20 protein-coding genes are annotated in these 23,022 nt (G+C 65.5%); 7 read left to right on the top strand and 13 right to left on the bottom strand.

The annotated features are described in order from the left end of the window. The 5 genes from JMY28_RS16060 to JMY28_RS16040 all read right to left on the bottom strand — a co-directional run bounded on the left by JMY28_RS16060 (window position 1) and on the right by JMY28_RS16040 (window position 5,116). Window positions 1-1,122 (bottom strand): acetoin dehydrogenase dihydrolipoyllysine-residue acetyltransferase subunit, encoded by a 1,122-nt coding sequence (locus tag JMY28_RS16060; protein ID WP_201696907.1) that lies wholly within the window; start codon window positions 1,120-1,122, stop codon window positions 1-3. Window positions 1,123-1,126: 4 nt separating this feature from the next. After that, complete coding sequence (locus JMY28_RS16055; RefSeq protein ID WP_201696906.1) at window positions 1,127-2,131, bottom strand: alpha-ketoacid dehydrogenase subunit beta; 1,005 nt, start codon at window positions 2,129-2,131, stop codon at window positions 1,127-1,129. Between the two features lie 46 nt (window positions 2,132-2,177). Continuing rightward, a complete protein-coding gene (locus tag JMY28_RS16050) occupies window positions 2,178-3,155 on the bottom strand; it encodes a thiamine pyrophosphate-dependent dehydrogenase E1 component subunit alpha (RefSeq protein WP_201696905.1) in 978 nt (325 codons plus the stop codon). 67 nt (window positions 3,156-3,222) lie between these two features. Then, a complete protein-coding gene (locus JMY28_RS16045) occupies window positions 3,223-3,999 on the bottom strand; it encodes an SDR family NAD(P)-dependent oxidoreductase (protein ID WP_201696904.1) in 777 nt (258 codons plus the stop codon). A gap of 49 nt (window positions 4,000-4,048) precedes the next feature. Then, window positions 4,049-5,116, bottom strand: a complete 1,068-nt coding sequence (locus JMY28_RS16040; RefSeq protein ID WP_201696903.1) for an ATP-NAD kinase family protein — start codon at window positions 5,114-5,116, stop codon at window positions 4,049-4,051. A 477-nt stretch (window positions 5,117-5,593) separates the two neighbouring features. Between JMY28_RS16040 and JMY28_RS16035 the strand changes: the two genes are divergently transcribed. The 3 genes from JMY28_RS16035 to JMY28_RS16025 all read left to right on the top strand — a co-directional run bounded on the left by JMY28_RS16035 (window position 5,594) and on the right by JMY28_RS16025 (window position 8,961). Continuing rightward, complete coding sequence (locus tag JMY28_RS16035; protein WP_201696902.1) at window positions 5,594-7,603, top strand: sigma-54-dependent Fis family transcriptional regulator; 2,010 nt, start codon at window positions 5,594-5,596, stop codon at window positions 7,601-7,603. A gap of 217 nt (window positions 7,604-7,820) precedes the next feature. Then, window positions 7,821-8,396 (top strand): ComEA family DNA-binding protein, encoded by a 576-nt coding sequence (locus tag JMY28_RS16030; protein WP_201696901.1) that lies wholly within the window; start codon window positions 7,821-7,823, stop codon window positions 8,394-8,396. After that, entirely contained in the window at window positions 8,323-8,961 is a 639-nt protein-coding gene (locus JMY28_RS16025) for a YidB family protein (protein WP_407945511.1), read from the top strand. Before JMY28_RS16030 ends, JMY28_RS16025 begins: the two co-directional genes overlap by 74 nt. Before the next feature lie 124 nt (window positions 8,962-9,085). Here JMY28_RS16025 and clpB read toward each other — a convergent pair whose 3' ends face one another. Together clpB and JMY28_RS16015 are read right to left on the bottom strand one after the other, a co-directional pair. Further along, a complete protein-coding gene (clpB, locus tag JMY28_RS16020) occupies window positions 9,086-11,683 on the bottom strand; it encodes an ATP-dependent chaperone ClpB (protein WP_201696899.1) in 2,598 nt (865 codons plus the stop codon). A 255-nt stretch (window positions 11,684-11,938) separates the two neighbouring features. Then, a complete protein-coding gene (locus JMY28_RS16015; RefSeq protein ID WP_201697031.1) occupies window positions 11,939-12,439 on the bottom strand; it encodes an Rrf2 family transcriptional regulator in 501 nt (166 codons plus the stop codon). Window positions 12,440-12,648: 209 nt separating this feature from the next. Between JMY28_RS16015 and JMY28_RS16010 the strand changes: the two genes are divergently transcribed. Next, window positions 12,649-13,209, top strand: a complete 561-nt coding sequence (locus JMY28_RS16010) for a group III truncated hemoglobin (protein WP_201696898.1) — start codon at window positions 12,649-12,651, stop codon at window positions 13,207-13,209. 99 nt (window positions 13,210-13,308) lie between these two features. Here JMY28_RS16010 and JMY28_RS16005 read toward each other — a convergent pair whose 3' ends face one another. From JMY28_RS16005 to JMY28_RS15980, 6 genes are all read right to left on the bottom strand, one after another. Further along, the gene (locus tag JMY28_RS16005; RefSeq protein ID WP_201696897.1) at window positions 13,309-13,791 is read right to left on the bottom strand and encodes a molybdenum cofactor biosynthesis protein MoaE; all 483 of its coding nucleotides are present in this window, start codon (window positions 13,789-13,791) and stop codon (window positions 13,309-13,311) included. 19 nt (window positions 13,792-13,810) lie between these two features. Beyond that, window positions 13,811-14,068 carry a molybdopterin converting factor subunit 1 gene (gene moaD, locus JMY28_RS16000; protein ID WP_112176957.1) on the bottom strand — a complete coding sequence of 86 codons (258 nt, stop codon included), beginning with the start codon at window positions 14,066-14,068 and terminating at the stop codon, window positions 13,811-13,813. A 13-nt stretch (window positions 14,069-14,081) separates the two neighbouring features. After that, the gene (locus tag JMY28_RS15995; protein ID WP_201697030.1) at window positions 14,082-15,308 is read right to left on the bottom strand and encodes a molybdopterin molybdotransferase MoeA; all 1,227 of its coding nucleotides are present in this window, start codon (window positions 15,306-15,308) and stop codon (window positions 14,082-14,084) included. A gap of 285 nt (window positions 15,309-15,593) precedes the next feature. Next, window positions 15,594-17,045: a threonine synthase gene (gene thrC, locus JMY28_RS15990; protein ID WP_201696896.1), complete on the bottom strand. Its 1,452-nt coding sequence runs from the start codon at window positions 17,043-17,045 to the stop codon at window positions 15,594-15,596. Between the two features lie 10 nt (window positions 17,046-17,055). After that, entirely contained in the window at window positions 17,056-18,387 is a 1,332-nt protein-coding gene (locus JMY28_RS15985; RefSeq protein WP_201696895.1) for a homoserine dehydrogenase, read from the bottom strand. A gap of 64 nt (window positions 18,388-18,451) precedes the next feature. After that, entirely contained in the window at window positions 18,452-19,690 is a 1,239-nt protein-coding gene (locus JMY28_RS15980; RefSeq protein WP_069267526.1) for a pyridoxal phosphate-dependent aminotransferase, read from the bottom strand. 534 nt (window positions 19,691-20,224) lie between these two features. Between JMY28_RS15980 and JMY28_RS15975 the strand changes: the two genes are divergently transcribed. The 3 genes from JMY28_RS15975 (at window position 20,225) to JMY28_RS15965 (ending at window position 22,932) form a co-directional block, all read left to right on the top strand. After that, window positions 20,225-20,599, top strand: a complete 375-nt coding sequence (locus tag JMY28_RS15975; protein WP_201696894.1) for an Mth938-like domain-containing protein — start codon at window positions 20,225-20,227, stop codon at window positions 20,597-20,599. A gap of 161 nt (window positions 20,600-20,760) precedes the next feature. Further along, window positions 20,761-22,452 (top strand): glycosyltransferase family 39 protein, encoded by a 1,692-nt coding sequence (locus JMY28_RS15970; protein ID WP_201696893.1) that lies wholly within the window; start codon window positions 20,761-20,763, stop codon window positions 22,450-22,452. A 108-nt stretch (window positions 22,453-22,560) separates the two neighbouring features. Continuing rightward, window positions 22,561-22,932, top strand: coding sequence for an SMR family transporter (locus JMY28_RS15965; protein ID WP_201696892.1), 372 nt, complete (start codon window positions 22,561-22,563; stop codon window positions 22,930-22,932). Window positions 22,933-23,022: the final 90 nt, after the last annotated feature.

The raw sequence follows: 23,022 nt of genomic DNA, 5'->3' as shown, positions 1-23,022 counted from the left end.
TCAGGCTCCTTCGTCGAAAAAGGCTTTGAGCAGGCGATTGACCTCCTGCGCGGCCTCCATCTGCACCATGTGCCCCTTACCCGCGATCACCTCCACGCGCACCTGCGGCGGCAATCCCTGCGCATGGCGCGCCGGAATGATCTGGTCGGTCTCGCCCCAGATCACGAGCGCGCGCGGCGCGAGCGAGCCGACACGCTCGCGGAACACGCGCCGCTGCGCGCCGCCCTCGAACGCCTGCCCGGCGATCTTGCCGAGCGCGGCCTGCACGCCTTCGAGCCGCTTGTACTTCACGAGGTCTTCGACGAGCTGACGCGTGACCAATGCGGGATCGGCGAACAGCTTCATCACATGCGGCTTGAGCGCATTGCGGTTCGCCGCCGCGACGAAGCCCTCGATATACGCGCTATCGATCTCGCTACCCAAGCCCGCACTCGAAATCAGCGAAAGTGAGGCCACGCGCCCGGGCGCCTGCTCGGCCACCGCCATCGCCACCGCACCGCCCAACGAGTGCCCGACGAGATGCGCCCGGTCGATCTTCTGCGCGTCGAGGAATGCGATCACGCTCTGCGCGAGCTCGTCGAGGCTGCCGCTCTCGAGCGCCTTACCCGACTCGCCGTGCCCCGGCAGATCGAGCGCCCAGACCGTGCGCTCTGCCGCAAGATCCGTGTGGTTGAAGAGCCAGTTGTTGAGATCGCCGCCAAAGCCGTGGATCAGCACGACAGGCATGCCCTCGCCTTCGCCCTGCTTCAGGTAGCGCACGGTCCTGCCGCCGATTTGCGACTTTTCCGGCTGCGGCCCCGAATCGGCGTCGCCCGCCTTCGCGGGCACGAAGTCGCGCTGAAACTCGGCCACGGCGGCGTCGATATCCGCGTCGGCAGCCTCTGCATCGGCTACCACGCCCAGCAGCGCGCCCACGGGCAGCGTGTCGCCCTCCTGCGCGATCTGCCGCCGCAACACGCCCTCGAACGCGCACTCCACGCCCGACGCGATCTTGTCGGACTCCACGTCGAGCAATTCATCGCCCTTGGTGACCTTGTCGCCGAGCGATTTGAGCCAGCCGTTCACCTGGCCCTGCTCCATCGACAGGCCCCATTTGGGCATCGTGATCATGTGAATCGGCATGACTTCAGCTCCTTGCTGCGCGCGCGGCTTCGGCGATCTTGTCCGCCGAGGGGATGTAGAGGTCTTCCAGCGACGCCGCGAACGGCACCGGCGTATGCGGTGCGGTCACCATGCCGACCGGGGCCTTCAGATCCTTGAACGCTTTCTGACCGACGAGCGCGGCAATGTCGGTTGCGATCGAGCAGCGCGGGTTCGCTTCGTCCACGACCACGACGCGGCCCGTACGGCGCGCGCTTTCGAGTATCGTTTCTTCGTCGAGCGGCGACGTAGTGCGCAGGTCGATCACATCCGCCTCGATGCCGTCTTTCGCGAGCTTCTGCGCGGCGTCGAGCGCGTAGTGCACCATCCGCCCATACGTGACGATCGTGATGTCGTCACCATCGCGCACGATGTTCGCCTCGCCGAACGGAATCGAATAGGATTCCTCCGGAACGTCGCCTTCCATGGTGTAGAGCAGTTTGTGTTCGCAGAAAATCACGGGATCGTTGTCCCGAATCGCTTCGATCATGAGGCCCTTGGCGTCATAAGGCGTCGCCGGGCACACGACCTTCAGCCCCGGAATATGCGTGAAGAGCGAGGTGAGCATCTGCGAGTGCTGCGCAGCCGCCCGCAAGCCCGCGCCATACATGGTGCGGATCACGACCGGCGTGACCGCCTTGCCGCCGAACATGTAGCGGAACTTCGCGGCCTGGTTGAAGATCTGGTCGAAGCACACGCCCATGAAGTCGATGAACATCAGCTCCGCTACCGGCCGCATGCCGCACGCCGCCGCGCCCACGGCCGTACCGATGAAGCCGCCTTCCGAGAGCGGTGTATCGAGCACGCGCCCCGGGAACTTGCCGTAAAGGCCCTTCGTCACGCCGAGCACGCCGCCCCACGCGTCCTGCTCGCCGGGCGCCCCCGCGCCGCCGGCATTGTCCTCGCCCATGACGATCACGCTCTCGTCGCGGCCCATTTCCTGGGCCAGCGCTTCGTTGATGGCCTGCGAATAGGTGATTTTCCGTGCCATTTTCGTCTCCTTGATCTGGAATCCTGATGACCTGAGAGCACAGCGCTCAGGGATACGACACGTACACGTCGGTGAGCAGCGCCTCGGCAGGCGGCAACGGCGCGGCCTTGGCCTGCGCGACCGCATCGTCGATCAGCTGCTTCACTTCGGCGTCCACCTTGCGCAGATCGTCGCTGCTCGCGAGTTCGGCGCGCACGACGCGCTCCTCGAAGCGCTTGAGACAGTCCTTTTCTTCGCGCAGCTTCTGCACTTCGCCAGGCGCGCGATAGGTTTGCGCGTCGCCTTCGAAATGGCCGAAATAGCGCGAGAGTTTCATCTCCACGAGCGTCGGGCCGCCGCCGTTGCGCGCTCGCGCAATGGCTTCGCCCAATGCCTCGTACACGGCGAAAAAGTCGAAACCGTCGACGATCACGCCCGGCATGCCGAAGCCGTTCGCGCGGTCGGCGATATTGTCGGCCGCGACCGACCACGTGGATGAAGTCGCCTCGGCATAGCCGTTGTTTTCGGCGACGAAGATCACCGGCAGGCGCCACACGGAGGCGAGATTCATCGACTCGAAGATCACCCCCTGGTTCGACGCGCCATCGCCAAAGAAGCACACGCCCACGCCGCCCGTCTTCTTTTGCTTCGCGGCGAGCGCCGCGCCGCACGTGAGCGGACCACCCGCGCCCACGATGCCGTTCGCGCCCAGCATGCCCCTCGACAGATCGGCGATATGCATCGAGCCGCCCTTGCCGCGACACGAGCCCGTGTCCCGACCATAGATCTCGGCCATCATCTCGCGCACATCCACGCCCTTGGCGATGCAGTGGCCGTGGCCTCGGTGCGTGGTGGCGACATAATCGGTATCGCTCAAGTGGCTCATCGTGCCGACGGCGGATGCCTCCTCGCCCGCGTACAGGTGCACGAAGCCCGGAATCTCGCCGGTCGCGAACTCGACGTGCAGCCGTTCCTCGAACTCGCGGATCGTGCGCATCGAGCGATACGCGGTGAGCAACTGCTCCTTGTTCAACTGAAGTGACATGGTTGTCTCCTGGGTGTACGACGCTGTACCGCTCTGGATTTGCCTGCTGCGGGAAATACCACTGCTCCTAGTGGAAAGTGAAACCGCCGTCGACGTTCACCGCCTGGCCCGTGACGTTGTCCATGGTCGCGAAGAACAGGGCGAGCCGCCCCATGTCTTCCGGCGTTTGCGCGCGGCCCTGCGGGATCAGCGTGAGCTGATGACGCTGCCAGGACTCTTCGACGCTCTCGCCTTGCGTTTTCCATTCGTCGGAGAGCCGGTCCCACATATACGTCCGCACGATGCCGGGGCAAATCGCATTCACGGTGATGCCTTCGCGCGCGACCTCCTTGGCGAGCGCGTTGGTGAAGCCGACCACTGCGAATTTCGATGCGCTGTAGTGCGCGAGATTCGGAAAACCCTCCTTACCTGCGATCGAGGCGACATTGATGATCCGCCCGCGCTTTTGGGTATGGAAATGCGGCAACGCCGCTTTGCAGCCGAGAAACACGCCCTTTGCATTGACGCCCATGACGAAGTCCCAGTCCCGTTCCGTTAATTCGGATACCGGACTAATGGATATCACGCCAGCGCAGTTCACGAGAATATCGAGGCCACCGAGTTCGGAGATCGACTGCGATACCATCCCTTCGAGCTGGGCCGCCTGGGTGACGTCGACCTTGGCAAATGCCGCACGTCTGCCGAGCGCGCGTATCTCATCGGTCGTCGCCGCAAGCGGTTCTTCGAGCAGATCCGCGAGCAGCACGTCCGCGCCGGCCTGCGCGAGCGTGAGCGCAATGCCGCGACCGATGCCGCGCGCGCCGCCGGTCACGATCGCGACCTGGCCTTTCAAGGGTGTGTCCATGCCGATGTCTCCTTCTTTCGGTTACGAGTGGAAGATGCAAGCCCCGTCGCTACACGCGCGCGGCGGCCTCACGCAACAACTGATGCGACGCCGCGTAACGCAGCGTTCGCGCGACATCGACGGTCAGCGGACCGTGCCAGTCGAGCGTCACTTCATAGCGGTCGCCGCGCGCCGGTTCGATTTCGCGCTCGCCGTCGAACGCGAGCGTGCCGTGGCCCGCTTCGAGCGGCAGTGCCACGCCCACTTCGAGACGCTGGCAGGTGCGCATCGTCAGGCGCTCGACGCGGCCCGGCGCGATCGGCGCGAGCAACGGCACACCCGCACCGCTGCCCGCAGGTGCGCCTGGCTGAGCGAAAGACATATGCAGACCGTGCGCCGCATCGCGCCCGACCGGCGCCCATGCCCCACCAATCGACGAGAGGCCGATGCCGTCGGGCGGCGCAAAGGTGAGAAAAAGTGATTCGATATCCGAACTTTCTGAAATCGCGCGCGCGCCGATGAATTGCTGACGCGCCACGCAAATGTCGACGAGCGCGATTTCCTCACGCCCGCGCGATGGCCCTTCCACGCAGCGCGCGACGAGCCGCTTGTTGCGCGAGAGCGCCGACTCCGCGGGCACCGCGCCGGTCGCAACAAGCGCGCCTGCGAGGCCCGCGACGGTGGCCTCGCGCAATTCGGGAAAGGCGTTGTTGGTGCCGGTGGACAGCGCGAGCAGCGGCGTCGCGCCGCAATGCGCGGCGACGGCGCGATGGGTGCCGTCGCCGCCCAGCACCGCGATCAGCGCGACTTCCTCACGCACCATGTGATCGACGCCGGCGTGCGTATCGGCAACGCTTTCGCTCACTGGCAAATCGACGAACAAGACCTCGGGCCAGGGCTCGTGCGCGGCAATGGCCGCGTGCGTCTCGATCGCGCGCAGCAACAGCGCGGCCACGCCCGTGTTGTCGCGCAGCGTGAGCACCCGTGCGACGCCGAGCGCGCCCAGGCCCGCGAGCAGGCGCACGACCATATTCGCCTTCTCGGCCGTGGGAAAGACAGAGGCATGCGAAGTGAGACGGCGGATGTCGCGGCCCGATGCGGGGTTCGCGATCACGCCTACGGTCACGGGCGTCGTCACGGGTCTTGTCTCCTGATGGCGTCGCACTGTGAACTGCTGGGCGCCGCTTCTGCCCGCAGACTCTGCAAGCGCCATGCCAATGACATTGGCGACGCGATGTATCCCCGTAGAAGGCCGCGCAACGGGGCTCTGCGGCAATTGCATGCGGTGGCAGCAGCACCGTTTGCGTCGCGCGCGGCGTCTCAACCGCCGTCTCGCGCGCGCAACGCGCCAAGCGCGCGACCCGCCACCCGCGCGAAAGAAAGCGCGCACAGCCCCGCGTGGCTTGCCTGAGCTGCGGCCGAGCGGCCCAGCGTCGCGCGCCGGAATACGGGACATCCCCCGCTGAGACGATCGTCTCAGCTGTCTCGCATGCTGCGCTGCGGTGTGATCGCGCGCAAAGGATGTGCTACAAAAGACTCCCGCCGAACGCTTTCCGGTCCGACGTAACCCGACGTTACCCCGACGCTCATCGCGAGCCACCGTCTGGAACCGCTCATGCCCTACGCCCTTGCGTCTACCCGGCACGCCGAGCGCGTGCGTGGCGCCGTAGAAGGCCGGCTGCCTGCGCCGTCCGATTCGCCGCGCCTCGTTTCGTCGTGGCAGCGCTCGTTCGAGCGCTATCAGCTGGACCCCGGTTCCGTGATCGGTCCGCGCGTGCTGAGCGCCGCCGAGCTGCGCGAGATCCGCGATCGCGAAGAGTCTTTCCTGCGCGCCTCGGGCCAATGCCTCACGCGCCTGCACGATATGGTGCGCGAAGCCGATTACTGCGTGATGCTGACCGACGCGCACGGCGTGACCATCGACTATCGCCTCGACCGGGAGCGCCGCAACGACTTCAAGCACGCGGGGCTCCATATCGGCTCGTGCTGGTCGGAGAGCGAGGAAGGCACCTGCGGCATCGCGAACGTGCTCACCGATCTCGCGCCCATCACCGTGCACAAGACCGATCATTTCCGCGCCGCGTTCACCACGCTCACGTGCAGCGCCGCGCCGATCTTCGCGCCGGGCGGCGAGCTGATCGGCGTGCTCGACGCGTCGGCCGTGCAGTCGCCCGACAACCGCGAAAGCCAGCGCATCGTCAACCAGCTCGTGCGCCAAAGCGCCACGCTCATCGAAGACGGCTATTTCCTGCATCGGCTCGCGTCGTGCTGGATACTCTTCGGTCACCAGAATCGCAACTACGTCGAAGCGCAGCCCGAACTGCTGATTGCTTTCGACGAAAACGGCAACGTGGTCGCCGCGAACCGGCGCGCGCGCGAATGCATGCCGTGCCTCGACGGCCCGCGTCATATCGACGAGATTTTCGATTCGTCGCACGTGCAGTTGCGCGACATCGGGCGCATCGAAACCATCGCGGCGCTACGCCTGCGCGCGAATGGCTCGATGCTGTATGCGCGCATTCGCGCGCCGCTTGGGGCGAACGGTTACGGCGGACACAGCGCACGAAGCGGCCACGGCGGTGGCGCCAGCGCGGCGCATGGCGCGATGCCGCTGCGGCGCGAGCCCGCCGACGCGCACGAATACGATCGCAGCGCGCTCGGCCCCTTCTTGCGCAGCGCCGACGCACGCGTGGCCGAGAACGCGCGCATCGCGCAACGCGTAGCGGGCAAGCGTCTGCCGATCCTGCTGCTCGGCGAAACGGGCGCCGGCAAGGAAGTGTTCGCGCGCGCGATTCACGACGCCGGCGCGCGACGCAATCGGCCATTCATCGCGGTGAACTGCGGGGCGCTGCCCGAGTCGCTGATCGAAAGCGAACTGTTCGGCTATGCGCCAGGCGCATTCACGGGCGCGCGCCGCCATGGGGCGCGCGGCAAGATCGCGATGGCCGACGGCGGCACGCTCTTTCTGGACGAAATCGGCGACATGCCGCTCGCGCTGCAGACACGCCTTTTGCGCGTGCTCGCCGAGGGCGAAGTCCTGCCGCTGGGTAGCGAAACACCCGTGCGCGTCGATATCGACGTGGTGTGCGCAACGCACCGGGACCTCGCGCGAATGGTCAGTGCCGGGGCATTCCGCGACGATCTCTACTATCGGCTGAGCGGTGCGGTGCTCACGCTGCCGCCTCTGCGCGAGCGGGGCGATATTGCGATGCTCATCGACACGGTGTTCGCGGAAGAAGCGCAGGCCGCCGGCCGCCCGCTCGCACTCGACGCCACGCTCGCGGTGCGGCTCGCGGCGTTCGCGTGGCCGGGGAACCTGCGGCAGCTGCGCAATGCGATGCGCTACGCATGCGCCGTATGCGACACCGTGCTGGTCGAAGCGCAGCACCTGAGCGCCGACCTCGCGGCGAAGCTGCCGGAACTCGCACCGGCCGCGCCCGGCTCCCACGCCGGTATGTCGCCAACATCGCCACTCTCCTCCGAAGATGAGCGCGCACGCATCGTCGCGGCGCTCACGGCGCACCGCTGGCGTCCGAACGCCGCCGCGCAGGCGCTAGGCATCTCGCGCGCGACGCTGTATCGGCGCATTGCGAAGCTCGGCATCGTCGCGCCGCATCGCACTTGAATCGGGTTGCACTGACAGCTCGGCGTTTCGCGTCGCCAAAATGCACAGAAGTATTAAATATTGTGCGGGACGATTTACTTGCCACACATCGATCGGTATAAATCGAGCGCTCGCGATCCACGGATACGCCATCTGGCCTATTCTTGTACCGCAGCCCCTCCGCTGGATGCGTCGTCCGTTCCCGGCTAACTGAAATGCCCTCAATGGAGTGATTGCCATGCTCAAGAAGCTGCTGATGCTGTTCCTCGCAATCGGACTGTCGCTGTCCGCCATGCTCGCCGCAGCCGTGGAAGTGAACACCGCCGACGAAACCGCGCTCGAATCGGTCAAGGGCATCGGCCCGGTGCACGCCAAGGCGATCATCGACGAACGCACCAAGAACGGCCCGTTCAAGGACGCCGACGACCTCGTGAGCCGCGTCAAGGGCATTGGCCCGAAATCGGTGCAGAACCTCGAGGCGGCAGGGCTTACGATCAACGGCTCCTCGGCGCCGGCGGCGGGCAAAACGGCTAGCGCGAAGAGCGGCAAGAGCGTCGCCCCCGCTGCTACCACGGCCAATCCGATGACGGCACAGACACCGGCGGCCGCAGCCACTGCGCAAGCCGCCTCGGACACGGCGGCGGGCAAGTCGAAGCACAAGAGCAAGAAGGACAAGGCGGCCTCGGCCGCTAGCGCACCCGACGCGGGCTCCGCGGCGGCGGCTCCGGCCTCGGCATCCGATACGAAGGCGAAAAAGCCCAAGAAGTCGAAGAAGGACAAGGCCGCTTCCGCTGCGGCCGCTTCCGGCGCGTAATCGCCGCCATCGTCCGGCGCGCGCACGCCGTGCGTCGGACCTCGAAAACGCGGCCGCCGCCAACGCGCGCCGTCCGACTTACCGGCCGCGTCCCCCGTCGCGGCCATCACTCAGAGAGATCGTCATGAGTCTGCTAGATACCCTCGGTTCCCTGCTCGGTTCGCAGTCGCAACAGCAAGGCGGCGGCCAGGCCCAGCTCCTCGCCACTGCGATGGAGTTCGTCAACAACCAGCCCGGCGGCCTGAATGGCCTCATCGAGAAGTTCCAGCAAGGCGGCCTCGGCGACGTCGTGCAGTCGTGGGTCGGCAACGGCGAGAATCAGCCTGTTTCGGCGGATCAACTACACAACGTGCTCGGCTCGGACGTCGTCTCGGGCCTCGCCCAGAAGGTCGGCATGCAGCCCGACCAGGTGAGCGGCCTGCTGGCCCAGGTGCTGCCGCACGTGGTCAACGCGGCCACCCCGACCGGCGAAGTGCCGCAAGGCGGCCAGATCAACACCGAGAGCGTGCTCGGCACGCTTGGCGGGCTTGCGTCGCTGTTTGGCGGCGGCAACAAGCAGGCCTGAGCGACGCTTCGCAGGCATAAATCGCAGGCATGAAAAAAGGGCAGCGGATCACTCCGCTGCCCTTTTTGTTCCGGCTCGGCGCGCGCCTCACCCCGCACGCCTCACCCGAGTATCGCTACGCGCCTTAGTGCACCACGCGCTCGAACACGAACTTCCCGTCGTGCACGCCGACCGGAATCACATCCTTCGGTCCGAACTTGCCCGCGAGTATCAGCTTGGCGACCGGGTTCTCGATCTCCTGCTGAATCGCCCGCTTGAGCGGCCGCGCCCCAAACAGCGGGTCGTAACCGACCTTGGCGATCTGACCCAGCGCGTCGTCCGACACCATCAGCTCCATGTCGAGCTTCTCCAGACGCTCGCGCAGACGCTGCAACTGGATCTTCGCAATCGACTCGATATTCGAGCGATCGAGTGCATGGAACACCACGACCTCGTCGATCCGGTTCAGGAACTCGGGGCGGAACTGTTGCTTCACCTCATTCCACACGGCGTCCTTCACCGCTTCCTGCGGCTCGCCGACCATCGCCTGGATGAGGTGCGAACCGAGGTTGGACGTCATCACGATCACCGTATTCTTGAAGTCGACGGTGCGGCCCTGGCCGTCGGTCATGCGACCGTCGTCGAGCACCTGCAACAGCACGTTGAACACGTCCGGGTGCGCCTTTTCGACTTCGTCGAGCAGGATCACGCTATACGGCTTGCGACGCACGGCCTCAGTCAGATAGCCGCCCTCTTCATAGCCCACGTATCCCGGCGGCGCGCCGATCAGACGCGCCACGCTGTGCTTCTCCATGAACTCGCTCATGTCGATGCGGATGAGGTGATCCTCCGAATCGAACAGGAAGCCCGCCAGCGCCTTGCACAACTCGGTCTTGCCCACACCCGTCGGCCCGAGGAACAGGAACGAGCCATACGGCCGGTTCGGGTCCGAAAGACCAGCGCGCGAGCGGCGGATCGCATCGGCAACGGCGGTAATGGCCTCGTCCTGGCCCACTACGCGCTCGTGCAGCTTTTCTTCGATCTGGAGCAGCTTTTCGCGTTCGCCCTGCATCATGCGCGACACTGGAATGCCGGTCGAACGCGACACGACTTCTGCGATTTCCTCGGCGCCCACGAGCGTACGCAGCAAGCGCAAACGCGTGGGATTGTTCTGCTCGTTCGCCTCGGCGAGCGTCACCTGCTTGAGCTGCGCCTCGAGTTCCGGCAGCTTGCCGTACTGCAATTCCGCGACCTTCTCGAGCTTGCCTTCGCGCTGGAAGCGATTGATTTCCGCGCGCACGCGGTCGATCTCTTCCTTGATCTGCGCGCCACCCTGCACTGCGGCCTTCTCGGTGGTCCAGATCTCTTCGAGGTCCTTATATTCGAGGCTCAGGCGATCGATCTCTTCCTCGATCAGCTGCAGACGCTTTTGCGACGCTTCGTCCTTCTCCTTCTTGACGGCCTCGCGCTCGATCTTCAACTGAATCAAACGGCGATCGAGCTTGTCCATGGCTTCCGGCTTCGAATCGATTTCCATCTTGATCTTCGAAGCGGCTTCGTCGATCAGGTCGATGGCCTTGTCCGGCAGGAAGCGGTCGGTAATGTACCGATGCGACAGTTCCGCCGCGGCGACGATCGCCGGGTCGGTGATTTCCACGCCGTGGTGCAGCTCGTACTTCTCCTTCAGGCCGCGCAGGATCGCGATGGTCGCCTCGACCGACGGTTCATCCACCAGCACCTTCTGGAAGCGGCGCTCGAGCGCGGCATCCTTTTCGATGTACTTGCGATATTCGTCGAGCGTCGTCGCGCCAATGCAATGCAGCTCGCCGCGAGAAAGCGCCGGCTTGAGCATGTTGCCCGCATCCATTGCGCCTTCGGCCTTGCCCGCGCCGACCATCGTGTGGATTTCGTCGATGAAGACGATGGTTTGACCTTCGTCCTTGGCGATGTCGTTGAGCACGGCCTTCAGGCGCTCCTCGAACTCGCCGCGATACTTCGCGCCCGCGAGCAGCGCGGCCATGTCGAGCGAGAGCACGCGCTTGCCCTTGAGCGTCTCGGGCACTTCGCCGTTGACGATGCGCTGCGCGAGGCCCTCGACGATAGCCGTCTTGCCCACGCCCGGCTCGCCGATCAGCACCGGATTGTTCTTGGTGCGCCGTTGCAGGATCTGGATCGAGCGGCGGATTTCGTCGTCGCGGCCGATCACGGGGTCGAGTTTGCCCGCACGCGCGCGCTCGGTCAGGTCGACGGTGTACTTCTTGAGCGCTTCACGCTGGCTCTCGGCGTCCTGGCTGTGCACCTGCGCGCCGCCGCGCACCGCGACGATCGCGGCTTCGAGCGCCTTGCGCGTCAAACCATGCTGGCGCGCGAGACGACCCGCTTCGCCCTTGTCCTCGGAAACGGCGAGCAGGAACATCTCGCTCGCGATATACGTGTCGTTGAGCTTTTGCGCTTCCTTGTCGGCCTGATTGAGCAGACCCGTGAGTTCGCGGCCGATCTGCACGTTGCCGTCGGTGCGCTGCACCTGCGGCAAACGGTTGATCGCGTCGTTCAGCGTGTTCTGCAGCGCCTGCACCTGCACGCCCGCGCGCGACATGAGCGAGCGCGCGGAGCCGTCCTGCTGCGCGACGAGCGCAGCCAGCAGGTGGACGGGTTCGATGTACTGGTTATCGTGCCCAACCGCGAGGCTTTGCGCGTCGGCGATGGCTTCCTGGAACTTGGTGGTGAGTTTGTCGATTCTCATTTAATGCGAGACCTCCAGATTTCTAGACTGTCACCAAATTTGAGGGGGGACGCGCCGGTTTCAAGCGCTCTGGCGTCATTTTTTCCGATTTTTGGGATTCAAGCGCGGGCAGCGGCCGTCGGCAACCCTTGCCGAGGGCGAGAAAACGGGGGAAGAATGGGAGGCGGCGGGGACGTGCGAGGCAGAGCGCCCCTGCTGAGCGGTGCCGCTCTGAAGCGAAGAAAGGTGTGTGAAGCCGGGACGCTGACGCGCCCCTCAATGCTCTCGCGAAGACGCGGGGCGAGGCGCTTGCACACGCGGCATGAACTGGATCGGCGAGAGGCCAAGTAGCCCGGTCAGTTCGTCGGCCGGCTGCGCCAGTTCGCCGATCGTGTGACAGTCGAGTTCCGCGAGAAACGCGTCGCGCGCCGCCGCCAGCGCGTGTTTGAGCCGGCACTGCGGCTCGATGACGCAGCTACGCCGCTCGCCATGTTCGTCCGGAAAGCAGCCGACCAGTGAGAAATCGCTCTCGGTCTCACGCACGACCGCGCCAACTGTCAGATCGAGTGAAGCCGGCGCGAGCCGCAAGCCGCCGTTGCGCCCGCGAATGGTATCGACCCAGCCAAGCTCACCGAGGCGCTGCACCACTTTCATCAGATGATTCTTCGACACGCCGTAGGCGTCCGATATCTCCTGGATCGTGGCCAGGCCGTCGCGACGCAGCGCGAGATACAGCATCACGCGTAACGAGTAGTCGGTGTAGTCGGTCAGTCTCATGGCGGTGGCAATGACAGGGGCGATGCGGGTGACAGAACCCATACAATAACATGCAGTTAGCATGCAGGTTTTGCCCGGACTGGCTATCATTATTCCTTCGATGGTCACTTCGCAGTGCCTGGCAGCGTCCATGCGACTCACGGCCGCAGCGTACCGGCGCGCAGCCGCCCGCTACACTCCACGCACTCCAGGTATCACCCAGGCCCCAAATGACTCGCCCCGACACCAGCCCCTCTGGCGCCCTGCGCCCCCAGCCAACCGAAGAGAACATCCGCGAACTGGTCTACGCGTTCTACGACCGCGTGCGCGAAGACGCCCTGCTCGGCCCGGTGTTCGACGGCGTGCTGGCCGGACGTTGGGACGAACATTTGCCGAAGATGTGCCGCTTCTGGTCGAGCCTCGTGCTCGGCACCAAGACCTACCGCGGCAATGTGCAGCACGCGCACGACCCGGTGCCGGGCGTCGAGCCGCAGCATTTCAGCCGCTGGCTCTATCTCTTCCTCGATACCGTTCAGGCTCGCTACGCGCCCGCGGCGGCGGTGCAGTTCATGGAGCCCGCGCTGCGCATTGCGCAAAGTCTGCAACTGAGCCGCTTTGGCTGGGACTACACGATTCCGCCCGAGCAGCAGGCGATCCTCGATCGCGTAGCGCCGCGCAGGCGCCCCGCCGGGCACGGCCATGACTTGCCCACACGGCCGACCGGCGAGCGGTTTCCGGCCCGTTTTGTTGGCCGCCAGATGGATGTCGCCGAGAACGCGCCGGCAGAGTAAGCGTGTCTGCTTTCAGCGAGAGGCTGGATTGGGCAGTTAGTTGCGTTAGAGGGATGTGGTGGCGGGGTCTGATCTCCCCCTGCCCTTGAGGACGAACACCTAGGTGGATTCCCGCGAAGCATTCCCCGACGCCACGCCCCAGCGCGCTAGCGCCGTATCGTCACTCTCGCGTGCGTCGACCCAGCGCGCGCCCTGCGCCGTCTCTTCCTTCTTCCAGAACGGCGCCTCGGTCTTGAGGTAGTCCATCACGAACTCGCAGGACGCGAAGGCGTCGCCGCGATGCTTCGAAGTCGTTGCGACGAGCACGATCTGGTCGAGCGGCGCGAGCTTGCCCACCCTGTGCACGATCAGCACCTCGATGCCCGCCCAGCGCCGCTGCGCCTCCTCGACAATCGCCTCCAGCGCCTTCTCGGTCATGCCGGGATAGTGCTCGAGTTCGAGCGAGGCGATCGTGCTGCCGTCGTTCAGGTCGCGCACCGTGCCGACGAAGCACGCCACCGCGCCGATCGCTGGATTGCGCGCGCGCAGTTGCCCAACCTCGGTGGTGAGGTCGAAATCTTCCGTTTGTACGCGCACGGGCATCGTGAGTCTCCTGTCGCGCTCAGCCGCCTGTCACAGGCGGGAAAAACGCGACTTCGCAGCCCTCGGTGATGCGCGTGCGCGGGTCGGTCATCACGTGATTGCAGGCCATGCGCAGCGCGCGGCCCTCCGCCAGCGTCTCGGCCCACACGCCGCCACGCGCACGCAGCCAGCCGCGCACGTCACCGACCGTCACGATGCCATCAGGCAGCGTGACCGTTTCGTCCGCGACGCCCAACGCCTCGCGCACACTCGCAAAAAATTTCAGCTGGATCTTCATCGGTTGAGGCTTTTCAGTACAGCAATTCGGTGAACGGAATGAAGCTCACGGTCTCGCCTGCGCTGATCGCATGATTGGGCGGATTGTCGATGAGGCCGTCGCCCCAGACCGTGGACGTGAGCACTGCCGAACTCTGGTTCGAGAACAGGTCGAGACCGCCAGCCGGGTTGACGCGCGCGCGCAAGAACTCGTTGCGGCGGTCGCTCTTCGTCTGGGTGAAGTCGGCGCGCAGCGAGAGCGCGCGCGGGCTCACGTGCGTCGCGCCCGCGAGACGCAACAGGAACGGACGCACGAACAGCAGGAAGGTGACGAAACTCGAAACCGGGTTGCCCGGCAGCCCGATAAAGAACGCCTCGCCCCCTTGCGCATCCGTTGCCCCTTGCGCTCGACGCACCGCACCGAACGCGAGTGGCTTGCCCGGCTTCATGGCGATCTGCCACAGGTTGATGCGGCCTTCGGCTTCCACAGCGGGCCGCACGTGATCCTCCTCGCCCACCGAGACGCCGCCCGAGGTGAGGATGAGATCGTGAGCGGCGGCTGCCTCGCGCAGCGTCGCGCGCGTGAGCTCGAGCTGGTCCGGCACGATGCCGTAGTCGGTGACTTCGCAGCCGAGGTTGCGCAAGAGGCCCGTGAGCGTGAAGCGGTTCGAGTTGTAGATCGCGCCGGGCTTGAGCGGCTCGCCCGGCATCGTCAGCTCGTCGCCGGTGAAAAACACCGCGACCTTCACGCGGCGCACGACAGTGAGCGCAGCACAGCCCACCGATGCCGCGAGCCCGAGCGCCGCTGGAGTGAGTCGCGTACCCGCCGGCAGGATGACCGTGTCCTTGCGGATGTCCGCGCCCTGCGCCGTGATCCATTCGCCCACCTTGGGCGTGTGCAGGAAGGTGACGGCGCCTTCCGCCGCCTCGGTCTGCTCCTGCATCACCACGGCGTCGGCGCCCGGCGGCACCGTCGCGCCCGTGAAAATGCGCGCCGCCGTGCCCGCCACGAGTGGCTGTGGCGCGTGGCCCGCGGGGATGCGCTGCGAAACCGGCAGATGGCGGCTGCCTTGCGCGAGATCGGCCACGCGCACCGCGTAACCGTCCATTGCGCTCGTATTCATCGGCGGCACGTCGAGCGGCGAGACAACATCTGCGGCGAGCACGCGGTTCAGCGCGTCGAACGTCGAGATCGTTTCGGTGCCGGCGAGCGACTTCGCCGCGGCAAGCAGCGTGGCAAGGGCGTCGGCGGTGGAGAGCATCGGCGCGCGCGGCGCGGGTGCCGGCGCGGCGGAAGACGGGGACGTAGGCGTAGACATCGAGGTCGTCTCGGACTTGGCGGGCGGGCCGCCAGCAACGGTTGGTCTGCCGTTATTGTAGCGGCGCGATGGGCGCGCGGTGCCTTATGCCGTGGATATCCCTGGCGCGCAATGCATGCGAATGGGGAGTGCTGCAGCGGGCGGGTTCGAGCGACCTGCCGCCGCGTAAAAGCTGATGAGGCGTCGATACGCCGGGACCGGAAGCAGATCCGGCCCCGGCTGCGTCAATCAGTCCGCCGTATGGGCGACGATATAGTCCTTCACACGCTTTGCATCGGCGGGCACGACTTCGAAGCGCTGCGGCAGCGCCTCCAGCCCTTCGAATGCTGCCGGACGCTCCGGCTCACGGTCGAGCGCCTCGCGAATCGTCTCGCCAAACTTCACCGGCTGCGCGGTTTCGAGCACGATCATCGGCACACCCGGCTGCAGATGTTCGCGGGCGACCTTCACGCCGTCGGCGGTATGGGTGTCGATCATCGTCCTGTAACGCGAGTAGACGTCGCGAATCGTCGCGATACGGTCGTCGTGGCTGCTACGGCCCGACACGAAACCGAACTGCTTCACGCGCACGAAGTCGCCGCTCGCCACGAGATCGAAACCGCCCTTCTCCTCCACGTCGCGGAACAGCTGCGTCACGCGCGCCGGATCGCGGCCAAGCAGGTCGTACACGAAGCGCTCGAAGTTCGACGCCTTCGAGATATCCATGCTCGGGCTCGTCGTGTGATACGTCTCCGCCGAGCCGCGCACGCGATAGATGCCGGTGCGGAAAAACTCGTCGAGCACGTCGTTCTCGTTGGTCGCGACCACGAGCTTTTCGATTGGCAGACCCATCATGCGCGCGATATGTCCCGCGCACACATTGCCGAAGTTGCCCGAAGGCACCGTGAACGAAACACGCTCGTCGTTCGACTTCGTCGCCGCGAAGTAACCGGCAAAGTAGTACACGACCTGGGCCACGACGCGCGCCCAGTTGATCGAGTTGACCGTGCCGATCTTCTGCTGCGCCTTGAACGCGTGATCGTTCGAAACGGCCTTGACGATGTCCTGGCAGTCGTCGAACACGCCTTCCACGGCGAGGTTGAAGATGTTCGGGTCTTGCAGGCTGAACATCTGCGCCGTCTGGAACGCGCTCATCTTCTTGTGCGGCGAGAGCATGAACACGCGCACGCCCTTCTTGCCGCGCATGGCGTATTCCGCAGCGCTGCCGGTGTCGCCCGAAGTCGCGCCGAGGATGTTCAGCTCCTGGCCGGCCTTCGCAAGCGCGTACTCGAACAGGTTGCCGAGCAGCTGCATCGCCATGTCCTTGAACGCGAGCGTCGGACCGTTCGAGAGTTCGAGCAGCGAGAGTTTCGCGCCGTTTTCCTCGCCGAGCGTGGTGAGCGGCGTGATCTTGCTCGCGTCTTCGCCGTGGCGCACGTTGCGGTATGTCTCGCCCGTGTAGGTGCGGCGCGTGATGTCGCGCAGGTCGGCGGCGGGAATGTCGCCGGCGAACTTCGAGAGGATCTCGAACGCGAGATCCGCGTACGACAGGCCGCGCCAGCGCGCGAGCTCTTCCTCGCTGATCTGCGGATACTCGGCCGGCAGGTACAGACCGCCGTCGCGCGCGAGACCGCCCAGCAGGATGTCGGAAAACGAATGATGTTCGCCGGCGCCCGCGCCGCGCGTAGATACGTAATTCATAGCCCTTGCCTTAGTTCAGTCCTTCCATGCGCAGCTTCGTGACAGGCGACTTCACCGTCGCGAGCTGTTCGATCTGCGCGATCGCCGCGTTGACGTTCTTCTCGATCGTCTCGTGCGTGATCAGGATGATGTCGGTTTCCGCCTTGCCTTGCGCGTCGACCTGCTCCGCTTCCTTCTGCAGCAGCGCGTCGATTGAGATGCCACTGTCCGCCAGGATGCGCGTGATGGCTGCCATCACGCCGGTCTGGTCGGCCACGCGCAGGCGCAGGTAGTAGCCGCTCGTCACTTCGTCGATCGGCAGGATCGGCGTGTTCGAGAGGCTGTCCGGCTGGAACGCCAGATGCGGCACGCGGTGCTCGGGGTCGGCCGTGTGCAGGCGCGTGACATCCACGAGATCGGCTACCACCGCGGATGCAGTCGGCTCAGCGCCCGCGCCCTTGCCGTAGTACAGCGTCGTCCCCACGGCGTCGCCATGCACGACCACGGCGTTCATCGCGCCTTCCACGTTCGCGAGCAGGCGCTTGGCCGGAATCAGCGTGGGATGCGTGCGCAGCTCGATGCCGCGATCGGTGCGGCGCGCGATGCCGAGCAGCTTGATCCGATAGCCCAGTTCTTCCGCGTACTTGATGTCGATGGCGTCGAGCTTGCTGATGCCTTCCACGTAAGCTTTGTCGAACTGCACGGGCACGCCGAACGCGATCGCGCTCATGATCGTGGCCTTGTGCGCGGCGTCCACGCCTTCGATGTCGAAGGTCGGATCGGCTTCGGCGTAGCCCAGTTCCTGCGCGGCTTTTAGCGCGGTCGCGAAGTCGAGCCCGCCCTCACGCATTTCCGAGAGGATGTAGTTCGTCGTCCCGTTGATGATGCCGGCGATGTACTGGATGCGGTTGGCCGTGAGGCCTTCGCGCAGCGCCTTGATGATGGGGATACCGCCCGCCACCGCCGCCTCGAACGCGACCATCACGCCTCGCGCGCGCGCCGCTTCGAAAATCTCGGTGCCATGCACCGCCAGCAGCGCCTTGTTCGCCGTGACCACGTGCTTGCCGCCCGCGATCGCACGCAGCACGAGATCCTTGGCCAGCGTCGTGCCGCCGATCATTTCGGCGATGATCGAAATCGAGGGATCGTCGACCACGGCGTTGAAGTCGGTCGTCAGGTCGACGGTGCCGGCTTCGCTGCCGAGCGCCGCCGTGGCCTTGGCGGGGTTGCGCACGGCAATGCGCGCCACCTCGATGCCGCGGCCCGCGCGGCGTTTGATTTCTTCCTGGTTGCGGCGCAGTACCGTGAAGGTGCCGCTGCCTACCGTGCCGAAGCCCAAGAGACCTACTTTGATCGGTTCCATGCAGCGTGTGTTCGTCTAGATATGTGAAAGGGAATGCGTTTTCGCGTGTGGCTCAGTGACCAGATCAGGTGCCGTGCCGCTGACGATAACCGTCGAGGAAGCGCGCAATGCGGTTGATCGAATCGGTCAGGTCGTCGACGTTCGGCAGGAACACCACGCGGAAGTGGTCCGGCTGCTTCCAGTTGAAGCCCGTGCCTTGCACGAGCAGCACGCGCTCCTGCAAGAGCAGATCGAGGATGAACTGCTGGTCGTTCTCGATCGGATAGAGCTTCGGGTCGAGGCGCGGGAACATGTAGAGCGCCGCTTCGGGCTTCACGCAGGTCACGCCCGGAATGGCCGTGAGCATGTTGTACGCCAGCTCGCGCTGCCGATAGAGGCGACCGCCCGGCTGGATCAGCTCGTTGATGCTCTGGTAACCGCCCAGCGCCGTCTGGATCGCGTACTGGCCCGGCACGTTCGCGCACAGGCGCATCGAGGCAAGAATACCGAGGCCTTCCGTGTAGTCCTTCGAGCGGCGGCGGTTCTCGCCCGTCATACCCGAGAGGAACATCCAGCCCGCGCGATAACCGCACGCGCGATAGCTTTTGGAGAGGCTGTTGAGCGTGACGGTGATCACATCTTCCGAGAGCGAGCCGAGCGCCGTGTGCGTCTTGCCGTCGTAGATGATCTTGTCGTAGACCTCGTCGGCGAACAGGATCAGGCCGTGCTCGCGCGCGATCGCGACGAGGCCGCGCAGCAGGTCGTCCGAATAGAGCGCGCCCGTCGGGTTGTTCGGGTTGATGACGACGATCGCGCGGGTGTTCGGCGTGATCTTCGAGCGAATGTCGTCGAGGTCGGGCATCCACGCGTTCGACTCGTCGCAGATGTAGTGCACGGGCGTGCCGCCCGAAAGGCTCACCGCCGCCGTCCAGAGCGGATAGTCGGGCGCCGGCAGCAGCACTTCGTCGCCGTCGTTGAGCAGCGCCTGCATGGCCATCACGATCAGTTCGGACGCACCATTGCCGATGTAGATGTCGTCGAGCTCGACGCCCTTGATGCCCTTTTGCTGCGCGTAATGCATGATCGCCTTGCGCGCGGCGAAGACGCCCTTCGAATCCGAATACCCCGAGGAGCCCGGCAGGTTCAGGATCATGTCCTGAATGACCTCGTCGGGCGCGTCGAAACCGAACGGCGCGAGATTGCCGATGTTCAGCTTGATGATGCGATGGCCTTCTTCTTCGAGGCGCTTCGCGTGCTCGAGCACCGGCCCGCGGATGTCGTAGCAAACGTTCTGCAGCTTGTTGGATTTGAGAATCGGTTTCACGGCGGGCTGTCGGTCAAAGAATCGGTCAGAGAATCAGTCAGAGCGTCAAAGACGAGTATGACGCGGTAAAAGGGCTGGAACAGGCTGAAATGCCGTCGGCCGGCCGGCGGATGGCGCCTTGGCGGACAAGACATGCAGGGGAGCCGGAGGAACGCCCCCGGCGGGACAAAACCCTGCACGATTGCGGGGGGAGCGCCGAGCGCACGCACAACGCCGCGCAAAGCGTCCCTTGAGATCACCCCCGATCACCTTCGACCGCCCCGGCAGCTTGTGGCTGCCCTCGCCCGATGCGCGGATGGCGCGCGTAGTGGTCTATCGGCGGGTCTGCCGGCGCGGCCTGCCAGCGGGCGCCGCCGCAGCGGCGGCTAAAAAGTTATAATTTAGCGGATTTTGACCAACTTCCGCAATGCGCAATCGGCCAGGAGGCGGGTCGCGAAGCGGGTTACAAGGCGGTTCTCGCCGAGGCCGGCGTCGGCACAGGATATGCGCCCCCTCGCTTGCGCACCCGACCTGCCCTTACCCCGGAACCCCGTTTTGAAACTACACCAGGACCCCAGTGCCGCGCTGAACACCGTGACCGGTTACGGCGCCGGCTACGTCGAAGTGAACCTCGAACGCCACACGGGCAGCATCATCGTGATGCCCGAATCGCCGGTCACGCCCTGGCCGGTGCACGCGTTCGACGCCCTCACGCCCGAACTCTTCGAGATGCTCCTGCCGCTGAACCCCGAGGTGGTGGTGTTCGGCAGCGGCGAGCGGCTGCGCTTTGCGCACCCGCGCCTGACCGCGGCGCTGGCCGCCAAACGCATTGGCGTCGAGGCGATGGACTTCAAGGCCGCCTGCCGCACCTACAACATCCTCATGGCCGAAGGCCGCCGCGTGGCGGCCGCGCTCCTGATCGAAAGCTGACGCGCCTTAAGCTTGCCTTCAGGTCGCCGCGCGGCGGCGTAGTACACTTGCGCGCCGCGTGCAAAGCGTGCGCGCCGGGCGTGGCACGGGTGCCGCGCGCGGCCAACGCGCGCGCCCCGCATCCCGACCGCAACGACTGCAACAAGAACAGGCTGAAACCCATGAACGATACGCCATCGAGGCTACCGCTCAACCGCAGCGCGATCCTGCTCCTGATCCTCGCCCTCGCCGTGATCTGGTTCCTGCCGCTCGGCTGGCGCCACCTGCTGCCGAGCGACGAAGGCCGTTACGCCGAAATGGCGCGCGAAATGCTCGCGACCGGCGACTGGATCACGCCGCGCTACAACGGCTACAAGTACTTCGAGAAGCCCCCGCTGCAAACCTGGATGAACGCGCTCACGTTCGCGTGGTTCGGTATCGGCGAGTGGCAGGCGCGCCTCTACACGGCGCTCACCGGCTTCGCCGGCGTGCTGCTGATCGGCTTCACCGGCGCGCGCGTGTTCAATACCGCCACGGGCTTCTTCGCCGCAGTCGTGCTCGCCTGCGCACCGTACTGGAACCTGATGGGCCACTTCAACACGCTCGACATGGGCCTGTCGTTCTGGATGCAGCTCACGCTGTGCGCACTCCTGCTCGCGCAGCGCCCGACCCTGTCAAAAAGCCATGCGCGCCTCTGGATGTGGGTGTGCTGGGCGGCCATGGCGATGGCGGTGCTCTCCAAGGGCCTGGTCGGCCTGATCCTGCCAGGCGCGGTGCTCGTGCTCTATACGGCGATTTCACGCGACTGGGCGCTCTGGAAACGTCTCTACCTCGTGAGCGGGCTGATCGTGTTCTTCGCGATCGTTTCGCCGTGGTTCATCCTCGTGCAGCAACGCAATCCCGAGTTCTTCAACTTCTTCTTCGTCGTCCAGCAATTCCAGCGCTACCTCACGCCCGCGCAGAACCGTCCCGGCCCGTTCTACTACTTCGTGCCGGTCATGCTGGTGGGCTTCCTGCCGTGGCTTTCGGTGAGCGTGCAGAGTGTGCGCCATGCGCTGCGCGCGCCGCGCCAGCCCAACGGCTTCTCGCCCGTCACGCTGATGCTCGTGTGGACGGTGTTCATTTTCGTGTTCTTCAGCGCCTCGCACTCGAAGCTGGTGTCCTACGTCCTGCCGATCGCGCCGCCCGTTGCGCTCATCATCGGCATGTATCTGCCGGTCATGACGCGTGCGCAGTGGACGAGGCACCTCGCGGGCTACGCACTCCTGGCCGTCGCGCTGATGGCGGGCTCGTTCGTGCTTACGCGTCTTGGCGACGCGCGCAACCCTAATGCGCTCTACCGCGAGTTCCAGGTATGGGTGTTCGCTGCGGCCGCGGTGGCCTTCGTCGTCACGATGGCCGGCCTGCGCCTGAACCGCGCGAAGCATACGCCCGAAACCGGCCCGCGCGCACCGGCGGTCGCGCTCGGCACGGCCTGGCTGCTGCTCGCGACCATCGCGGGCACGGGCCACGACGTGTTCGGCACGCTGAGTTCCGGCGCGCCGCTCGCGCCCGCGGTGCGCGCCGCCATGGCGAAGCTGCCGCCCGACGCGCCGTTCTACTCCGTGGGCGTGCTCGACCACACGCTGCCCTTCTACGTGCGCCACACGATGACGATGGTCGAGGTCACCGACGAGCTTGCCTTCGGCATCTCCGAGGAGCCGCAGAAATGGGTGCCGACCATCGCCGACTGGGAGGCGCGCTGGAAAGCCGACCCATACGCGCTCGCGCTGATTCCGGTGAAGCGCTACGAAGAACTGGCTGCGCAGGGCCTGCCGATGCAGGTGATCACCCGCGACGCGCGGCGCGTGATCGTCGAGAAACCGCAATCCTGAGCGCTTCCTGGCCCCGATTGACGCATGCGCGATAATTGGGGGGCCCGCGCAAGCGCGGCCCGCCAGGTCCGGCCGCAATCCGATAACCCGTTGAACCACCCTTTTTCGATGAATCCGATTTCCCTGATCTGCATCCTCGCCGGCGTCGGCCTGAACGCGTGCGCGCAACTGTTGCTGAAAGCGGGTGTCAATGCCGTTGGACACTTCGAATTCAGCCGTGCGAACATCTTGCCCATTGGCCTGAAGCTCGCGACGCAAGTACCGATTCTCGGCGGCCTCACGTGCTATGTGTTCAGCGTGGTCGTGTGGATCGTTGGGCTCTCGCGCGTGGACGTCTCGATCGCCTACCCGATGCTCTCGCTCGGCTACGTGGTCAACGCGTTCGCGGCGTGGTATCTGTTCGGCGAGGTGCTGAGCGTGCAGCGGCTCGTCGGCATCGGCATCATCCTGATCGGCGTGGTCGTGCTCGCGCGCAGCTAAGGCGCCGCGGCGCGTGCGAATCTGGCGCGCGTTGCGAGCGCGCTTGCAGCGCAGCATTTTGCGCCCATATAAGCATTTCGTAAGATGCGC

The organism is Paraburkholderia hiiakae (assembly GCF_904848665.1).
GTDB classification, from domain to species: Bacteria; Pseudomonadota; Gammaproteobacteria; order Burkholderiales; family Burkholderiaceae; genus Paraburkholderia; species Paraburkholderia hiiakae.
The sequence above is the reverse complement of the archived record's forward strand: the minus strand, read 5'-3'. Positions and strand labels throughout refer to the sequence as shown.